Origin of the sequence: Oceanobacter sp. 3_MG-2023 (assembly GCF_030688925.1) — a bacterium.
Taxonomy (GTDB): Bacteria; Pseudomonadota; Gammaproteobacteria; order Pseudomonadales; family Oceanobacteraceae; genus Oceanobacter.
Genome location: NZ_JAUYVX010000012.1, coordinates 19,601 through 36,817, shown reverse-complemented (window position 1 = coordinate 36,817; position 17,217 = coordinate 19,601). Strand labels below are relative to the sequence as shown.

At 53.6% G+C, this 17,217-nt stretch carries 15 protein-coding genes; 11 read left to right on the top strand and 4 right to left on the bottom strand.

Features of this window, described 5'->3' with window-relative positions:
* Window positions 1–143 precede the first annotated feature (143 nt).
* From Q8W32_RS11710 to Q8W32_RS11670, 9 genes are all read left to right on the top strand, one after another.
* On the top strand, window positions 144–869 hold the full coding sequence (locus Q8W32_RS11710) for a PIG-L deacetylase family protein (protein WP_305415049.1): 726 nt from the start codon (window positions 144–146) through the stop codon (window positions 867–869).
* Window positions 870–951: 82 nt separating this feature from the next.
* Window positions 952–1,878: a GTP cyclohydrolase FolE2 gene (gene folE2, locus Q8W32_RS11705; RefSeq protein WP_305415048.1), complete on the top strand. Its 927-nt coding sequence runs from the start codon at window positions 952–954 to the stop codon at window positions 1,876–1,878.
* Window positions 1,875–2,177, top strand: a complete 303-nt coding sequence (gene yidD / locus Q8W32_RS11700) for a membrane protein insertion efficiency factor YidD (protein ID WP_305415046.1) — start codon at window positions 1,875–1,877, stop codon at window positions 2,175–2,177. Before folE2 ends, yidD begins: the two co-directional genes overlap by 4 nt.
* Entirely contained in the window at window positions 2,167–2,727 is a 561-nt protein-coding gene (locus tag Q8W32_RS11695) for a carbonate dehydratase (protein WP_305415044.1), read from the top strand. Before yidD ends, Q8W32_RS11695 begins: the two co-directional genes overlap by 11 nt.
* A 3-nt stretch (window positions 2,728–2,730) precedes the next feature.
* Window positions 2,731–4,758 (top strand): threonine--tRNA ligase, encoded by a 2,028-nt coding sequence (gene thrS, locus Q8W32_RS11690; RefSeq protein ID WP_303433242.1) that lies wholly within the window; start codon window positions 2,731–2,733, stop codon window positions 4,756–4,758.
* Window positions 4,755–6,101 carry a dihydroorotase gene (locus Q8W32_RS11685; RefSeq protein ID WP_305415043.1) on the top strand — a complete coding sequence of 449 codons (1,347 nt, stop codon included), beginning with the start codon at window positions 4,755–4,757 and terminating at the stop codon, window positions 6,099–6,101. Before thrS ends, Q8W32_RS11685 begins: the two co-directional genes overlap by 4 nt.
* Complete coding sequence (gene hisI, locus Q8W32_RS11680) at window positions 6,101–6,604, top strand: phosphoribosyl-AMP cyclohydrolase (protein ID WP_305415041.1); 504 nt, start codon at window positions 6,101–6,103, stop codon at window positions 6,602–6,604. The genes Q8W32_RS11685 and hisI overlap by 1 nt, the downstream gene beginning before the upstream one ends.
* 227 nt (window positions 6,605–6,831) lie before the next feature.
* Entirely contained in the window at window positions 6,832–8,520 is a 1,689-nt protein-coding gene (locus Q8W32_RS11675) for a methyltransferase domain-containing protein (RefSeq protein WP_305415039.1), read from the top strand.
* Between the two features lie 238 nt (window positions 8,521–8,758).
* Complete coding sequence (locus tag Q8W32_RS11670; protein WP_305415037.1) at window positions 8,759–9,469, top strand: transposase; 711 nt, start codon at window positions 8,759–8,761, stop codon at window positions 9,467–9,469.
* 198 nt (window positions 9,470–9,667) lie between these two features.
* On the opposite strand, the gene Q8W32_RS11665 is transcribed toward Q8W32_RS11670, so the two are convergent.
* The 4 genes from Q8W32_RS11665 to Q8W32_RS11650 all read right to left on the bottom strand — a co-directional run bounded on the left by Q8W32_RS11665 (window position 9,668) and on the right by Q8W32_RS11650 (window position 14,170).
* Window positions 9,668–10,693, bottom strand: a complete 1,026-nt coding sequence (locus tag Q8W32_RS11665; protein ID WP_305415036.1) for a PDR/VanB family oxidoreductase — start codon at window positions 10,691–10,693, stop codon at window positions 9,668–9,670.
* Window positions 10,694–10,702: 9 nt separating this feature from the next.
* Window positions 10,703–11,344 (bottom strand): aromatic-ring-hydroxylating dioxygenase subunit beta, encoded by a 642-nt coding sequence (locus Q8W32_RS11660; RefSeq protein WP_303434821.1) that lies wholly within the window; start codon window positions 11,342–11,344, stop codon window positions 10,703–10,705.
* Window positions 11,341–12,543 carry an aromatic ring-hydroxylating dioxygenase subunit alpha gene (locus Q8W32_RS11655; protein WP_305415138.1) on the bottom strand — a complete coding sequence of 401 codons (1,203 nt, stop codon included), beginning with the start codon at window positions 12,541–12,543 and terminating at the stop codon, window positions 11,341–11,343. The genes Q8W32_RS11660 and Q8W32_RS11655 overlap by 4 nt, the downstream gene beginning before the upstream one ends.
* 127 nt (window positions 12,544–12,670) lie before the next feature.
* On the bottom strand, window positions 12,671–14,170 hold the full coding sequence (locus Q8W32_RS11650; protein ID WP_303434819.1) for a glutamine synthetase family protein: 1,500 nt from the start codon (window positions 14,168–14,170) through the stop codon (window positions 12,671–12,673).
* A gap of 665 nt (window positions 14,171–14,835) precedes the next feature.
* Here Q8W32_RS11650 and Q8W32_RS11645 point away from each other — a divergent pair.
* On the top strand, window positions 14,836–15,720 hold the full coding sequence (locus tag Q8W32_RS11645; protein WP_305415034.1) for a MurR/RpiR family transcriptional regulator: 885 nt from the start codon (window positions 14,836–14,838) through the stop codon (window positions 15,718–15,720).
* Window positions 15,721–16,498: 778 nt separating this feature from the next.
* A complete protein-coding gene (locus Q8W32_RS11640) occupies window positions 16,499–17,188 on the top strand; it encodes a hypothetical protein (protein WP_303434816.1) in 690 nt (229 codons plus the stop codon).
* The last annotated feature ends 29 nt before the right edge of the window (window positions 17,189–17,217 follow it).

The following is a 17,217-nucleotide window of genomic DNA, read 5'->3' as shown; positions in this document are numbered from 1 at the left end:
TCAGCCAGTACTCAGCACTCATCCCCCGCCCTCACAAATATTTCCCTGGAGCATATTCCCAATCGCCAAAATGTTATATTATAACATTTAATAATAATCAAAACGGCCAAACCAATGTCTCCATCCAACAGGAAAACCAAACCGTGGATCAAAAAACTGCTCTGGTCATTAGTGCACATTCTGCCGATTTCGTATGGCGCGCTGGCGGCGCCATTGCCAGCCATGTTCAGCAAGGTTGGCGAGTAAAGATCATCTGTCTGTCATATGGAGAGCGTGGTGAATCCGCCAAGCTGTGGCGACAACCCGGCATGACGCTGGAGGCCGTTAAAGAAGCTCGACAGGAAGAAGCACAACGGGCCGCCGATATTCTGGGGGCCGAGGTAGAATTCTGGGATATCGGCGATTACCCGATGCGTGTTTCCGACGAAACGCTGCTCCGCCTGGTCGATACCTATCGCGCGTTACAACCGGAATTTGTGCTCTCGCACTCGGAAAAAGACCCCTACAACTTCGACCATCCCCTGGCCATGCACGTGGCTCAGGAAGCCCGCATTATCGCTCAGGCTGAAGGCCACAACCCCGGTCAGCAAGTCATTGGCGCGCCCACCATGTACTCCTTCGAACCACACCAAACAGAACAGTGTGACTGGAAGCCAAATACCTTCCTCGATATTACCGACGCATGGGAAACAAAGCGTAAAGCCATTGAGTGCATGCAGGGGCAGGAACATCTCTGGGCCTACTACACACGTGTTGCCCTGCAGCGTGGCGTACAGGCCAAGCGTAATGTTGGTATTACCAGCAAGCGCACGATCACCTATGCCGAAGCGTACCAGCGACTCACGCCGACGGTTTCTGAAACCCTCTGATCCGCACTGGCGGGAGCTTGCTCCCGCCGTACCACTTATTGAGCGCCACCAACTCGTGGGGCTGACTATTCGGAATGTTTCCATGAACGCAATGCTTCCAGATATCTCTGTCACCGATACAGCTCCCCTGTCCGGGCCACTGCAATGGGTGGGTATGCAAGGAATCGACCTGCCGATCACCATTGCTGAAGCGGATTACCGGCGCGAACTGCACGCCCGTGCCGACGCCCAGGTGAACTTGCCCAATCCCCATATCAAGGGGATTCATATGTCACGCCTGTATCACTTGCTGGCGCAAATCAGCAACGGCGAACCACTGACAGCCACCGCTTTACACACCGTATTAACCGCCATGATCGACAGCCATCACGACTGCGGCAGCAACAATGCCCGGGTGCTGTTGCAGTTTGAGTTACTGGTATTACGCCCGGCACTGCACTCCCAGCATCTGGCTGGCTGGAAATCGTACCCTGTCTCCCTGGAAGCCCGGTTACAGAACGACCAGTTCCGCCTGACCGCAGAAGTCCGCATTGGCTATTCATCTACCTGCCCCTGTTCCGCGGCCTTGTCGCGGCAACTGGTTGAGCAAGGCTTTATCGATACCTTTGGCCACCAGCAACACATTGACCTGACAGCCGCCGCCAGCTGGATTCGTGCCAACGCCACGCTGGCCACCCCCCACAGCCAGCGCAGTGAAGCCATCATCAAGGTCGAGCTGCCGATGGATTCTGCCGACCTTGGCTTACTGGCATTGGTGGATCAGGTAGAAAAAGCGGTAGGAACACCACTACAAACCGCCGTAAAACGCGTGGATGAACAGGCATTTGCCGAACTGAACGGCCAGAACCTGATGTTTGTCGAGGATGCCGCCCGCGCCATTCAGGCAGCACTGGCAGACCATTATCAGCGCCCCAGAGTACAGGTTCGCCACCTCGAAAGCCTCCATCCCCATGATGCCGTCGCCTGGTCGGATGACAGCATCGCTACCGGAATGCCAGCGTCGTTATGAAGATCAGCGTTGCCAAAATACTGATTGGCCTGGTGAAGGGCTACCAGATGTGGATCAGCCCCTTGCTCGGTCACAACTGCCGCTTCTATCCCAGTTGCTCGCAATACGCCGTTGAAGCGATTCAGCTGCATGGTGGCTGGCGTGGCAGCTGGCTGGCCCTGCGACGACTGGGCCGCTGTCATCCGTTCCATCCTGGAGGTTTTGATCCGGTGCCCGGCGTCCCTGACCCAGAGCCGGAATCCCTCTCCGGCCCAGAGACTCCAAAAGATGAGACTCAAAGAGACCGCCATGATTCGTAAAAACCCCCAGGGGGACTTGCCGCAAGTTCACCCCAGTGCGTTTGTCGACCCGACGGCTATTTTATGTGGGCCAGTGATTGTCGAAGAAAACGTCTTTATTGGCCCCTACGCCGTTATTCGCGCAGACGAACGTAATGCCGACGGTGGCATCGAGCCGATTGTGATTGGAGCCCACTCCAATATTCAGGATGGTGTGGTGATTCACTCCAAATCCGGTGCCGCCGTCCGTATCGGCCAACACACCTCGATTGCCCACCGGGCCATTGTCCACGGCCCCTGTGTGGTAAAGGACCGTGTCTTTATCGGCTTTAACAGCGTGCTGTTCAACTGCCAGATCAATAACGGCTGTGTGATCCGCTACAACGCGGTGGTCGACGGCTGCGAGCTGCCCGAAGACTTTTATGTGCCGTCCACTGCCCGTATCGATGCCCACACCGACCTGGATAGCATGCCCAGAGTATCCGCCGACAGCAGTGAATTTTCCGAAGATGTTGCCCGTACCAACAACGATCTGGTCGCGGGCTACAAACATATCCAGAACGAGTTTTGAACCATGATTTTACCCCCCGCCATCGCCAATGAGGATTCCGCAATCAACGCCAACGAGGTACACATCACCCTGCCCGACGGCAATATCCTGCCCTTCACTCAGGCACCCACCCTGCTGGATGTCGCCAACGCCATCAGCCCACAGTTTGCCAAACAGGTGGTGGCCGGGTGCATCAATGGCGAAGCCCACGACCTCAGCGACCGGATCACCGACAACGCCGCCGTTACACTGACCAAGGCCAGCGACGACGACGGGATCGATATTATCCGCCACTCCTGCGCCCACCTGCTGGGGCATGCCCTCAAGCAGTTATTCCCAACCGCCCAAATGGTGATTGGGCCTGTGATCCGCAACGGCTTTTATTACGATATTGCCTACGAACGGACTTTCACACCGGACGATATCAACGCCATCGAAACGCGCATGAAAGCGCTGATCAACACACACTACGATGTGATCAAGCGCATGACTCCCCGCGCCGAAGCCATACAGCAGTTCCGCGACCGTAACGAGGAATACAAGCTGCGGCTGATCGACGATCTCCCGGAAGTCGACGAACTGGGGCTGTATTTCCATCAGGAATACCTCGATATGTGCCGTGGCCCTCATGTGCCCAACACCCGCTTTCTCAAGCATTTCAAGCTCACCGGCGTTTCCGGCGCCTATTGGCGGGGGGATGCCAACAACGAACAGCTGCAACGTATTTACGGCACCGCCTGGGCCACCAAACAGCAACTGAAAGATCACCTCACCCGGCTGGAAGAAGCCGAAAAGCGCGATCATCGACGGCTCGGCAAGGAACTCGACCTGTTCCACTTTCAGGAAGACGCCCCCGGCGCCGTATTCTGGCACCCGAAAGGCTGGACCCTGTTTCAGCAACTGATCGATTACATGCGCCGCCGCCAACAACAGGCCGGTTACACCGAAGTGAACACCCCGGACATGATGGACCGCAGCCTGTGGGAAATTTCCGGCCACTGGCAAAACTACCGCGACCATATGTTCAGCACCGAAACCGAAGACGGTCGCCATCTGGCCCTGAAGCCCATGAACTGCCCTGGCAGTGTGCTGCTGTTTCATCACGGCCTGAAAAGCTATCGCGACTTGCCCATCCGTATGGGAGAGTTTGGCAAGGTGCACCGCTACGAGCCGTCCGGTGCCCTGCACGGCCTGCTGCGGGTACGCCACTTCACCCAGGACGACGCCCATATATACTGCACACCGCAACAGCTGAACGCGGAATGCCAGACCGTGATTGCCCTGACTCTGGATATCTATCGCCAGTTCGGTTTTGACGATATCCGCATCAAGCTGTCAACCCGGCCCGACAACCGCATTGGCCACGACGAGACCTGGGATTTGCTGGAGCAGTCCCTGATCGACGCCCTGCAACAACAAGGCATGGAGTACCAGCTCAACCCCGGCGAAGGCGCCTTCTACGGCCCGAAACTGGAATTTGTACTGCGCGATGCCATCGGCCGCGACTGGCAATGTGGCACGCTGCAAGTCGATATGAACCTGCCTGAACGTTTTGACGTCAGCTATATCAACGAAGCCGGAGAACGCGAACGGCCAGTGATGCTGCACCGGGCACTGTTCGGCTCACTGGAACGTTTTACCGGAATTCTGCTGGAGCATCACAGCGGCAAGCTGCCGATCTGGCTATCACCCGTTCAGGCTGTGGTGATGTCCATTGCCGAAGCCCAGAACCACTATGCCAGCCAGCTGGCCGAGCTGCTGAACCTGCACGGTATCCGCACCGACAGCGACACCCGTAATGAAAAAATCGGCTACAAGATACGCCAGCAAACGCTGCAGCGCATACCTTACCTGCTGATTGCCGGCAAACAGGAAATCGCCGACGGCACCATCACCCTCCGCGATCGCCACGGCAAACAACTCGGCACCTATCCCCTTGCGGACGCCGTCGAGTTCCTGCAAGAAATGGTCATCGCACCGGACTTTACCCGCTCCGAACAACGCCGCCAGACCTTGCTGCAACAGCTGAACAAGCAGCAGGCCAAAACATGAACCAGCATGCCGATTTACTGCTCCGTGGTGGCACACTGCTGACACCGAACGGCCGTCAGATAGCGGATATCGCCTGCCGTCAGGGCCGTATTGTAGCGCTGGGAGATCTGCGTCAGTGGAGCAGTGATCAGCACCTGAACCTGACCGGATTACACGTATTACCCGGCGTCATCGACAGCCAGGTACACTTCCGCCAACCCGGCCTCGAGCACAAGGAAACCATCGAAGCCGGTTCCCGCGGTGCTGTACTCGGTGGCGTCACCGCCTTTTTTGAAATGCCCAACACCCACCCGCTGACACTCAGTGGTGCCGACCTGCAAGCCAAACTCGACATCGCCGCCAACAGCAGCTGGTGTGACTACGCCTTTTACATCGGCGGTTCTGCCAGCAATCGCAATGAGATGCTGGCGCTGGAACAGCTGCCCGGCAGTGCCGGCATCAAGGTATTTATGGGCAGCTCCTTCGGCGATCTGCTGACCGACAACGACGACGTTCTGCGACAACTGCTCAGCCACGGCCAACGTCGACTGGCAGTGCATGCTGAAGATCAGGCCCGCCTGATAGCACGCAAACAACAGTTGGGAGACAACCATTCGGTACACCTGCACCCCCATTGGCGGGATGAACAAAGCGCCCTGCTGGCCACCCAAAAAGTCGTCCGCATGGCCGAACAGGCCGGGCGCAGACTCCATCTGTTGCATGTTTCAAGCGCAGCAGAAATGGCCTTTCTGGCGCATCATAAACGCCTGGTAACGGTCGAGGTCACACCTCATCACCTCACCCTTGCAGCACCAGGCTGCTACGAGCAACTGGGCACACTGGCACAAATGAACCCACCGGTACGCGACCAGCGCCATCAGGATGCCCTGTGGGCAGCGATCAACAACGGCCTGGTCGATGTGATTGGCAGTGACCACGCACCTCACACCCTGGCAGAAAAACAGCACCCCTGGCCGGACTCACCCAGCGGCATGACCGGCGTACAAACCCTGTTACCCATCATGCTCGACCATGTCCATGCCGGCCGCCTGAGCCTGCAACGGCTGGTCGACCTCACCAGCGCCGGCCCGGCACGGGTATTCGGCATCGCGGGCAAAGGCCGCCTGGCCGTCGGCTACGATGCCGATTTCAGCATCGTCGACCTGCAAGCCCAACGCACCATACGCAACCCATGGATCGCCAGCATCAGTGGCTGGACACCTTACGACGGTCGCCAGGTAACCGGCTGGCCCATACACACCGTCGTCCGTGGTCATGTGGTGGTGCAGGACGAAACCCTGATGACCCGTCCAGCAGCCCAAACCATAAAATTTACCGAATCCTTTTTTGCGGAGCCATCCTGATGACCTCTAACCCCCAAGACGCCAGCTCCACGAACCAGTTTGCCCCTCGCACCAGCATCGAACAGGTGGAAGAGAGCAACCAGCTGGCACCAAAGTTCGATGACCAAGGCCTGATTGCCTGCATCACCACCGACGCCGCCAGCGGTGACGTACTGATGCTGGGCTATATGAACGCCGCAGCACTCAAGCTCACCATCGCCACCGGAGAAGCCCACTACTGGAGCCGCTCCCGCCAGGTGCTCTGGCACAAAGGCGCGACCAGTGGCCTGACACAACAGGTAGAAGAAATGCGCATCGACGACGACCAGGACGCCGTCTGGATCAAGGTTCGAGTGGCCGGAAATGGAGCCAGCTGCCACGTGGGTTATCGCAGTTGCTTCTATCGCAACATCGCCGTCGCCCAACAATCAGCAACAAACGATTCACTCACCTTTAATGAATCAGACAAGGTTTTTGACCCGGAACACGTCTACCCCGGCATGCCCAACCCGACCCAACTGTAAACCCCGCTCAGGGACAGGATAAAAAACACACAACAAGCGTGAGGGTAGCGGTCAAATCTTCCGGGCGGTATTCTGTGATCCAATTTTGCTTCAAGGCTCCGGATAGATGCGTGCCTTGGTAGTAACGACTCTCGTCAATGGGCTATCGATATGGATTTCAGTTCTCTGCTCGGCACTCTTGCTCGGTCTTCGGTGCTGGCAGCTACCCCTTCCTTCGACCTGCCCCTATGACCGACTACCCGACCCATCGTTATTACGAGCAACACGTACAGGATGTTTTTACCCGCTATGAGTCGGTAAGCAGTCCCATGCTGGCTTACTTCCCGATGGCTTTTCTGCCCGGCAGTCGAGTACTGGATGTTGGCTGTGGCTCAGGCCGCGACCTGAAGGCATTACTGGCCCAGGGTTACGATGCTTATGGCGTTGAACCGGTGGATGGATTGCGATCTCAGGCAGTGGCACTGTGCCCGTCACTATCAACACGTATTCACGCCGGATATTTGCCGGAAGTCCGCTCGGATAAACCATTCGATGGTGTGTTGTGCAGTGCCGTCTTGATGCACGTCCCCGTCGGCGAACAACTTGAAGCTTTCGTCAACCTGCGCAACTTACTGAAAGTCGGTGGCCGCTTACTACTGTCGCTCCCCTCTCCCAGAGCAGATCTTGATCCACAACACCGAGATCCGGGCGGACGTCTGTTCCTGCCATTGGAAGCCGATCGTGTCCGTCTGATTGCAGAGCAGTTAGGGCTGGTTTTCCTGGGCCAGTTTACCAATGACGATGCCCTGGGCCGCAGTGATATGCAGTGGCATGTCATGCTGTTTGAAAAATCATCCGAACGTAACCGGCCTCTGGATCGTATAGAAGCAGTACTCAAACACGACAAGAAAGTCGCCAGTTATAAATTGGCCTTGTTACGCGCCTTCTGTGATATGTCTGATCGTGATGCCAGTGCCGTCTCCTGGCTGTCGAGTGGTTTTATCGGCATGCCGGTGCGGGCCTTGGCAGAGTGCTGGCTACGTTATTACTGGCCTCTGATCGCCTCGCCAGTGCATATCCCCCAAAGCAATAATGATCACCCCGGCAGTACTCGACCACCGGCTTTCCGCACTGCTCTGGGCCATCTGATCCAGCTTTGCCAAACCAATTACGGCACAGATCCGACCGTCACCTACAGCCTGTTTATCCTGGGTTGGAAAAAAGACAACCTGCCAGTCCCCATCGTGAAACAGCTGGATAAAACACTCGCGATCATGGCTCGCACCCTGATCGACGGGCCAGTCCGCCATGCCGCCCAAGGGGATATGTTCTGCTACGACAAAACCCGCAAGCTGGTATTGCTGGAAGTCGATCTATGGCGAGAATTCTGCCTGTCGGGCTACTGGATACGAGACTCCCTCCTGCTGCGCTGGTCGGAACTGTGTGAAAGCTTTGCAAAACGCAGTGATCCAACTATCCATCGCGGCGTGGTACTGCCTCTGCTGGTACAAGATGAAGATCCCAAGAGAGAACAAGGCCTGGCCCGTCGTCTGTATGCAGAAGCAACAGATCTGACCTGTGTCTGGAGCGATACCCCTCTCAATATGAGTCGTATGGATGTGGACCATGTGCTGCCCTTCTCACTCTGGCACAACAACGATTTATGGAACCTGCTGCCGTCTGACGAAAAGGTCAACAATGCCAAGAGAGACAAGATTCCTGCGCCGGAATTTTTACGCCGCCGTCACGAGATCATTATCGACACCTGGCGCTTTGCCAATCAAATCGAACCCAAAGTTTTTCAATATGAAGTCCAACGCACGTTAGGTGAGTTCCACGTATCCCGCTGGGAACTCGATTTGTTCCAACACTTGTCTGAACGAGCCGCCCAAGCGATCTACCAGCGAGGAGAAGAACCCTGGCAATGGCAAGGCTGAATGGCGGGCGGGCCGCCCGCGCTCCCAGATGTACAAGGAACAACCGCCGCGCTCTCGGTATGTTATGAATAAACCGCCGCGCTCCCAGGTGTACGCAGCGCTCCCGGTGTTAACACTATGCCGCTCATCAAATCATGGGAGCGCGGACGGCCCGTCCGCTTTATCCTATGGAACGTCCCGGGTCAGAATGGAATGGCACACGCGGACTATAGTAAAAAGCCGTTCGAGGGCTGAGTAAATGGACGCGGCTAAAAATGCAGCGCCCCTTGTCCGGGAGCGCGGACGGCTCGTCCGCATCACAACTATCTGGCTGTCGGTACCTGGTTCGGCAGCGTCTTCAAAGCAGGAAGCCATGAGCAATCACACGCAGAAAGGAATTCACAGCCGAGGCTATTTGCCTCATATCGACGGCGCTGAGTTTCAGGTCATTACCTACCGTCTTAACGATGCCTTACCGAAAGCTGTCATCGACCGGCTCAGGGATTTGCCGGACACTCAACGACGGCAACACACCGAGCAAGCCATGGATGCCGGTTACGGTCATTGCTGGCTGGCTATCCCCGAGGTTGCTGCATTGGTGGTGGAGAATTGGTTCTACTTTCATGGGACGCGCTATCAGCTGATTGCCTGGGTGGTAATGCCCAATCATGTGCATCTGCTGATACGGGTATTGAACGGTGAGTCGCTGTCTCGCATCGTGCATAGCTGGAAGTCTTATACTGGCAAAAAGATCTCGGCGTTGCTGGCGGGTTCGCCGCCATCGATATGGCAACCGGATTATTGGGATCGATATATACGCAACGAAGCGCACTTTCAGCGGGCAATTGAGTATATCCATCAGAACCCGGTGAAAGCGGGGTTGGTGAAAAACGCGAAGGATTGGCGCTGGAGCAGTGCTTATTCCAGTGCTAATGCGGGCGGGCCGCCCGCGCTCCCGGGTATGTTATGAACCAATCGCTGCGCTCCCGGGTATGTTGTGAACCAATCGCCGCGCTCCCGGGTATGTTATGAACCAATCGCCGCGCTCCCCGGTATGTTATGAACCAATCGCCGCGCTCCCAGGTATGTTATGAGCCAATAGCCGCGGTGCTCCTCTGGGAGCGCGGACGGCTCGTCCGCAAAACAGCGTTTTACGAGGTGCGGTTCGTCAAAGATCCAAAATCAGCTTGCGGGTTTTGGAGCGACTGACGCAGATCATCATCGTTCGGTTTTCTTCACGTTCCTGCTCGGAAAGTACGGTGTCACGATGATCGGGAATACCGCCAAGCACAGCGGTCTCGCAGGTTCCGCAGTATCCGTCGGAGCATGAGAAGGACAAGCCTTGCCGAACCTTACGGACACAATCAAGAATGGTTTCATCCTTACCCACGTTGATCGTCTCTCCGGTTTTATGCAGCTCAAGTTCGAACGCCCCATCAACATCGCACGCTGCGTCAGTAGCATCATCACTGATTGCTGCAGCATCAACTAATGGCACCAGCTCGATCCGCCCGAAGCGCTCCATATGGAGACTGATCGAGGGCCGCTGTTCAATTTGTACAGAAAGCGCATCCATCAATCCGTTAGGACCACAGGTATAGACCGCTGTATTCTCCGCAAGTCCATTAACCAGAACACCAAGATCAACACCGCCAACTTCGTCATCAATATGGACGAACACACTGCCAGGCTGCTCACGCTCCAGCGCCTCGACTTCAGCCATGTACGCCATTCGTGTACGTGACCGACCGAGGTAATACAGCTTCCAGGGCTTGCCTGCACGTTTCATACTTCTGATCATTGGTAAAACAGGCGTAATACCAATGCCACCCGCAATGAATGCGTAATTTTCCGCCGCTTCCAGGGCAAAAGAGTTTTTGGGTTTGGTAGCCGCAATGACGTCTCCTTCTTGCACCTGTTCGTGGACGTAGCGCGAACCGCCACGACTTTCCGGTTCAAGCAGAATAGCCAGCTCGTAACTTCGCCCTGGCTCTCCTGAAACAATCGAATAAGCGCGTACCAGCCCTCCGGGAAATGCCAGCTCGATATGCGCACCAGGCTCCCAGTCCGGAAGCTCTTCGCCAGCCAGTAATAATTTAATGATGCCGTCTGCTATAACTGCCTTGCTGTTTACTGTCAGGTGTAAGCAGAACCCAGGGGCAAGCGTCTCGTTTCCTGTAACAGTGATAGTCATCATCTCACCTCACAACAGGAACGTCAGGTTGTGATGATTACGGGGTGCATCAAGCAGACAAACGACTTTTCGATCGATTTTGATCACGCCGCCTTCTGCGACGAAAACGTGTCCCATCCAACCACTGAACGTCTGGATTGCATGGCCTCCCCGCATTTCCTGAACGATAAACTGCGAACGAATCTTGATTTCTCCTTCCTTTTCCGTCGGCAGTCTGACGAAAGATGCGCTCACATGAGAGGTATAAGACGGGGGCAGCTGCGAATAAGCAACGCCGGTTCTTAACCATACGATACGGTCACCCATGCGACGACGGTCATCGAAAGCAATCGTGACCTGGCGCTGGGGGTCTGCCCGCTCAGCATCCGGCAACTCACCAACAGCAGGCACCCAGTAAACACATTCGCGACTATAGAGCTGATACCATTGTTCAAATGCACGACGATCCAGTAGCCAGTTTTCGTGAATGATCAGGGACTCATAGGCCTGGCGCTCTTCCTCATTAAGAACCGTACCTTTACCTTCCCATTCATCCATATCATTACGCAGTTTCGCGTAATAAGAATCGTCAATATAATTCGACTCGAGTGTATCGCGCAGAATGTCCTCAAGGGTGAAGCCATCCTTTATAAGATTGGTGTTGATGCTCATTTCGTCCCCCCGGTATTACCTTGTTCTATACGCTTCTGCCACTCTTTCCAGAAAACACGTAATGGAAGTTCATCCGATACAGGGCCACTCAACATTCCCTTGGCGCCGATGTACTCTTTGCCGGTATCCATATGGCGCCCGGTCTGTATCCACTCGACTTCCTCAATTTCAAGACCAGCCTGGCATTCTTCAAAATTCGCCAGATCATCAGGCTCACCGAAGGACGGAAAATCCTCTTGCAAACGCATACGCAGTGAATTGACTTCGTCTGGAAGATCGTCTGCAACGAGGGCGGTTGCATACCAATTAATATTGGTTTTATTGACACTCTGAGGCTCGATAACCTGAATCTGGTTGCCGATAATCAGAAGGTTGGGGAAAATATTAATATTCATGCCAGACCCCATCACGACGTCGAGGGCAGCATCGGCTTTGTCACCCATTTTCTCGCTGATAATCCGCGCATACGGACCTTCGCCTGGCATAGGAGCAGATTGATCCCAATAACGGATTATTTCTGCCCGCTGATCGATGAAGGTACCACCATTACCGCAGTCGGATACGGTTTGCAGGCCCTCATCAACATTACCAAGCGCCCATTGCATATCGACGCCACCACCGTAACGGTCTTTTCTCATACGCAGCAGTGACGCATGGGAATAGCCCGGGTGATAACCATCAGCAGCATTGTCATAAATCAGCTTCCAGTTACCGGCGCAGGTAAACCTGGTTTGTCCGCGGCGCAGCTGCAGCTCTGCGCCCGGCCAACGGTCAAGCCATTCATCCAGCAGCTCTGCTGACGGACCAAGATGGGTTTTGAGGTCAGGCAACTCCTTGTTTAGAGTACCGAAAATAAAGCCACGATAGCTTTCGACACGCAGTTTACCCAGGCCGAGTTCTTCCTTTTTGAAAGAGGGGCCATAACCCTCTTCAAGAGGAACAGCAGCCAGCTCCCCGGTATTGGTGAACGACCAGTTATGGTACGGACAGGTGAAGCGACGAGCATTTCCCTCATCCTGACGGCAAATGGTCGCACCGCGGTGTGTGCAACGATTCAGCAGGCCGTGAAATTTTCCTTCACGGTCACGGGTGATAATAACCGGGCGTAAACCAAGCTTCTTGCGCACGAAATCATTTGGCTTGGGCAACTCACTGGCGTGAGCCAGATAGGTCCAGGTACCACCAAAAACCCGGCTCATTTCAAGGCGGAAAATATCGGTATCCGTATAAAGGGTACGGTGAACACGCCCTTCTTCAATCAGGTGTCCGAAGCTGGATTCCGATGTGGTAATAATATTCACGAAATGTCTCCTAATACCGATGCCATCAGTAGCGCGTAAAGTATTCGTGGTGTTCCCATTGGGTCACCGTATCAGGGGACTGCTCCCAGTCAGGCTCGGCAGCGAGGAAGCGGTTAATTTCACTTTTCTTCATAGCAACCATCCAGTTGATGAACTGGTCTCCCATCGCCTCACGGAAGAACTTGCTCTTATCAAGGGCTTCCGTAGCTTCCATCAGATTGGTTGGAAGCTTCGGCCGGTGCTCGGCTTCGTAGGGGCTGTCTTCGATCGGACAGGGGCTGAGCTTACGCTCAAGGCCATCGCAGCCACTGAGTATTTGCGACGCTATGTAGAGATAAGGATTCGCTGTCGGCTCACCGATACGGTTTTCAATGTGCCCGGAGATATGGCAGGGACGACCTTGTACTCGTACCATCGCTGCCCGGTTGTCGTAGCCCCAGGTTGAACGGTCTGGGGCCAGCGAATTGGGTTTAAGGCGGCGATAACCATTAATCGTCGGGTTGGTAAATACTGAAGCATCGACAGCATGCTCCAGCAGGCCTGCAACGTAAGAAAGCCCTGTAGGGGAAAGAATCTCACCGCTATCCGGCGATGCCACAAAAGCGTTCGGTACTCCTGGCGCAGCAAGGCTCTGATGTAAATGCCAGCCAGAAGCCACAAAACTCGAGAAAATCGGTTTGGCCATGAAGGTGGCATGCAACCCCATGCGTGCCATCGTCTGCTTCACCATAGAGCGGAACAGCACCATAGAGTCAGCCGCCTGCAAGGCGTCCTGGACATCAAAGGTGAATTCAAGCTGCCCCGGCCCCATTTCATCTTCCATTGTGCGAAGCGGCAAGCCGAGAGCCAGGCAGTTTTCTGCCAGTGTGTCTGTGATTTCACTGATCTTGTCCTGCTGGTCCTCAGACATATAGGCAAAGCCGCGCCACAGAGCTTCAACAGATGGCGGTGTAGGCGGAACCCCCAGAGTTCCCATATGTTCTTCACCGAGATTATGATCCGTCACCCGTGTTACATAGAACTCAACTTCGAGCCCTGTAACCAGATCAAAGCCCTGCTTCTTCAATCGCTTAATGGCCGATTTCAGCTGGTGACGGGCATCGAAAGGCACAGGCTTGCCATTGCGAAGATAGATATCACACAACACCCAACCGACGGTCGGCGCCCAGGGCAAAACACGAAACGTGAGTGGGTCCGGCACAAGGATAGCGTTGGAAAAGCCGTGCATGTCGTCGAGGCCAAGACCACCGTCCTTGCCGAACGGGTTGAATGCGACACCTTCAGCAGAGTCAAAGCTGAAATAGGCACTGGTGAATTCAACACCTTCCCGAAGAGCGGACTTGAAGGCCCCCGGAAGAAGCGTCTTGGAACGAAGTTTGGACTGAGCATCTGGAACGGATACCCGAAACGTTTTCAGATCGCCTTTTTCCACCATCGCATTGATTTTTGTTGCGGCCTCTTTCTGCTCATCAGTCCAAAGACCAAACTCATCAATGAAACCGGAAATTTCCGGAGAATCACTCATTTTTGTTTCCTCGCTGCTGTGTACGCTGTCCGGCAATGTTCATTAATTTCCATAATTCATGTCAACATGAAAATTTATAAACATATGCGTTTGCATATTTCTTGATTTGGGTTGTGCAGAGTGATCCACAGCACTGGAAGCTGATCGCGGATTGGTGCTTTAAAGAAGCGCAAAGAGCGTTGGAAGGTAACGATTGAGCGCGCTGAGTTGATGAAAAAATCCGCCCCGAAGGGCCGTGGAATCAATGCTGCTTCGGCCCCAGCCGATAAAGCAGCGTCATGCGCCACCTTGGCGCATGACGCTGACGCCGATCTTCACCACGCCCGCAACGGATTGGAAAAACGGTGTATAAGAGCCACTGAAAACAGTCCTGACCTGAACCTCTGAGCCACCGATAAGAGTGAACAATGCCGCCAATCAAATCGTGTCCTGGATATTCAAATGCCGTAGTTGAAATCGCTGAGGATCAAAATCTCACCATGTGAAAATACAATCAGTCCGTTGTTCTAACGGATTGGTATCAATTGAAGTCGGGGATAATCGTGTGGCTTCGGGATTGGGTCGGCCACTATACTATGGCCACCCGGATTTACGTTGCGCAGATATTTACCCGGGTGTATCAACCGCAACACAGCGAATGAGACATAAGAGCGAGACATACTCGAATGACAGCACAACCTGGAATGAATGGAACTGTTTCCCAGCGAATCAGGGCTCTGCGGGATCGGTTACCACCCGCCGAGCTTGCTGTAGCTAACTCGATTTCCGAAAACTATCCGATGGGAGGCCTTGTGCCTGTGGTACAACTTGCCGCTAGCTCAGGGGCAAGTCCGCCAACCGTTGTGCGTTTTGTAAAGAAACTGGGTTTTGACGGCTATTCAGAATTTCAGGACGCATTACGGAATGAGGCCCAGAACCGGCTATTCTCACCCGTTGGCAGCTACCCGGACAATCGATCAAGTTCTGACGAAACGTCCCCCTCCGGGCAGGCACAGTTCCTGTACCTGGAGAGTATCCGTAATACATTTACATCACTCAGCGATGCAGAAATCACAAAGGCCGTTCAACTGCTGTGCGCATCTGAGAATAACATCGTGACAATAGGTGGACGCTTCAGCCAGGTATTGGCCCAGCAACTTTATCGTTACCTTTCAATTCTGCGCCCGAACGTCCAGCTATCTGTCCCTGATATTCACAGCCTTGTCGACATACAACCGTCGACCGTTGCTGTGGTCTTTGACTTTCGACGCTACCAGCAAACGACCATTAACTGGGGGTTAGAAGCAATCAATAAAGGCGCCAAGGTCATTCTGGTAACAGACCAGTATCTTTCTCCCCTGGCCTCCAAGGCTACCGCTTTGCTTACCGCAGGCAACAAGGCGTTAGAACCATTCGATTCAATGACCGCGGCCTTTGCTGTCACCGAGCTTCTTATCTCGGAAACAGCACGTACCCTCGGTGAGCCTGCACGCGACCGCCTGGAAGAATTCGTACAGCGTCAGGATGACGAGGACCGTCTGACTCTGAAATTCGAACCTCCTGCCGTCTGATACATCAACAGTATTGATGCGGGCGAGCCGCCCGCACTCCCGGACAATTTCACACCTCGGCTCACATAGGAGCGCGGACGGCCCGTCCGCAAAAACAGCGAATATGAGTTGGTAACTCATGCAAACCCAAGCTGAACAGAAAAGGGCTATAAGCGCCAAAGTTGAAATTGTTCAATTTTCACCCATCAGCTATTGACCCCGGGCGCCAGAGCGGATAAATTTTACAAAAATTGACAGTTAGGTTAATCGTTGCACTCAGGCTGTTTTCCTTGAATATTCCGGCCACCTCACGTCACTAACAGAGATGCCAATCACGATCAGGAAACGCCGTTAGAAGAATATCCATAAGCGTTTACATCAGTTATTGCTCTTGCTTTCCAGCTGATTATTCGGCCCGAGCCCGTTGAAGCAGAGCGGGAGGGACCCAAATGGCTCCAGCTAGTAGAAGTGCGGTATATGGAAAGCACAGGCAGCAAAACCCAGAATAAATAATAGCCTGTTTAATAACTGGCCAGGCCGGTTTTTATTCATCGAAAAAGGCGCCCCACCAAAGTCAAGTATAAAAACTCAAGCCTCGCTCTCTGAGAATAAAAATACTTTACAAACAGTGAGAATTATTATCAAAAAAACACTGACCAGTCCTAAAGCAGGATAGGAAAAGAACCAAAAGCAACAAGAAAAATTATAAATACAGGGAGAAGATTAAAATATTTTTGGATGTGCCGCTGTACTATTAATACCAAAATAAAAGTATTTTTATAACGAAATGGAATAGACAATGACTAAAAACATGTCTCTATTTAAATACCTCGGAGCGATTTCAATATTATGCCTCTCTGCCCCCTTGCAGGCAGAGAAGTCTGGTTTTGCTCTTGGTGGTGAGATTGGCACGCTGGGATTGGGATTGGGTGCGCATTATAAGGTACTGGATTGGCTGGTTCTGCGTGGTGGCTTCAATACGTTGGATTTGAATCATGAATTTCAAAACGATGATCTAGATTACGATGGCAACCTGGCATTTAAAAATATACGCATTGGAGCCGATATATATCCATTTAATGGGAGCTTTCGTTTATCTGCTGCGTATGTAAATTATGATTTATCCATGAATATAACCGCCACCCCTCGCAATGGCACACTCGAAGTCAATGGTGAGGTCTACGATACAACAACAGAATTGGAAAGCCTGAGTGGGGATATTTCATCAGCAACAGGATCTCCTTATATCGGTTTTGGTTGGGGCAACCCGGTAAGTGCTGGCAAAGGCTTTGGATTCATGCTGGATCTGGGTGCTGTATTTCTTCACTCCGTTGATGCCGACTTATATGCTACCTGTCCAGAAAACTCCTTGAGTTGTCACAGCGTGCAATCAGATGTGGATATTGAAGAAGCCAAGTTGCAGCGCGACATAGATAATTCTGATTTATTTATACCTGTTATAAATTTTTCATTGAGTTATCAGATTTAATCCCGATGGGCATCTATAAAACAAGGAAT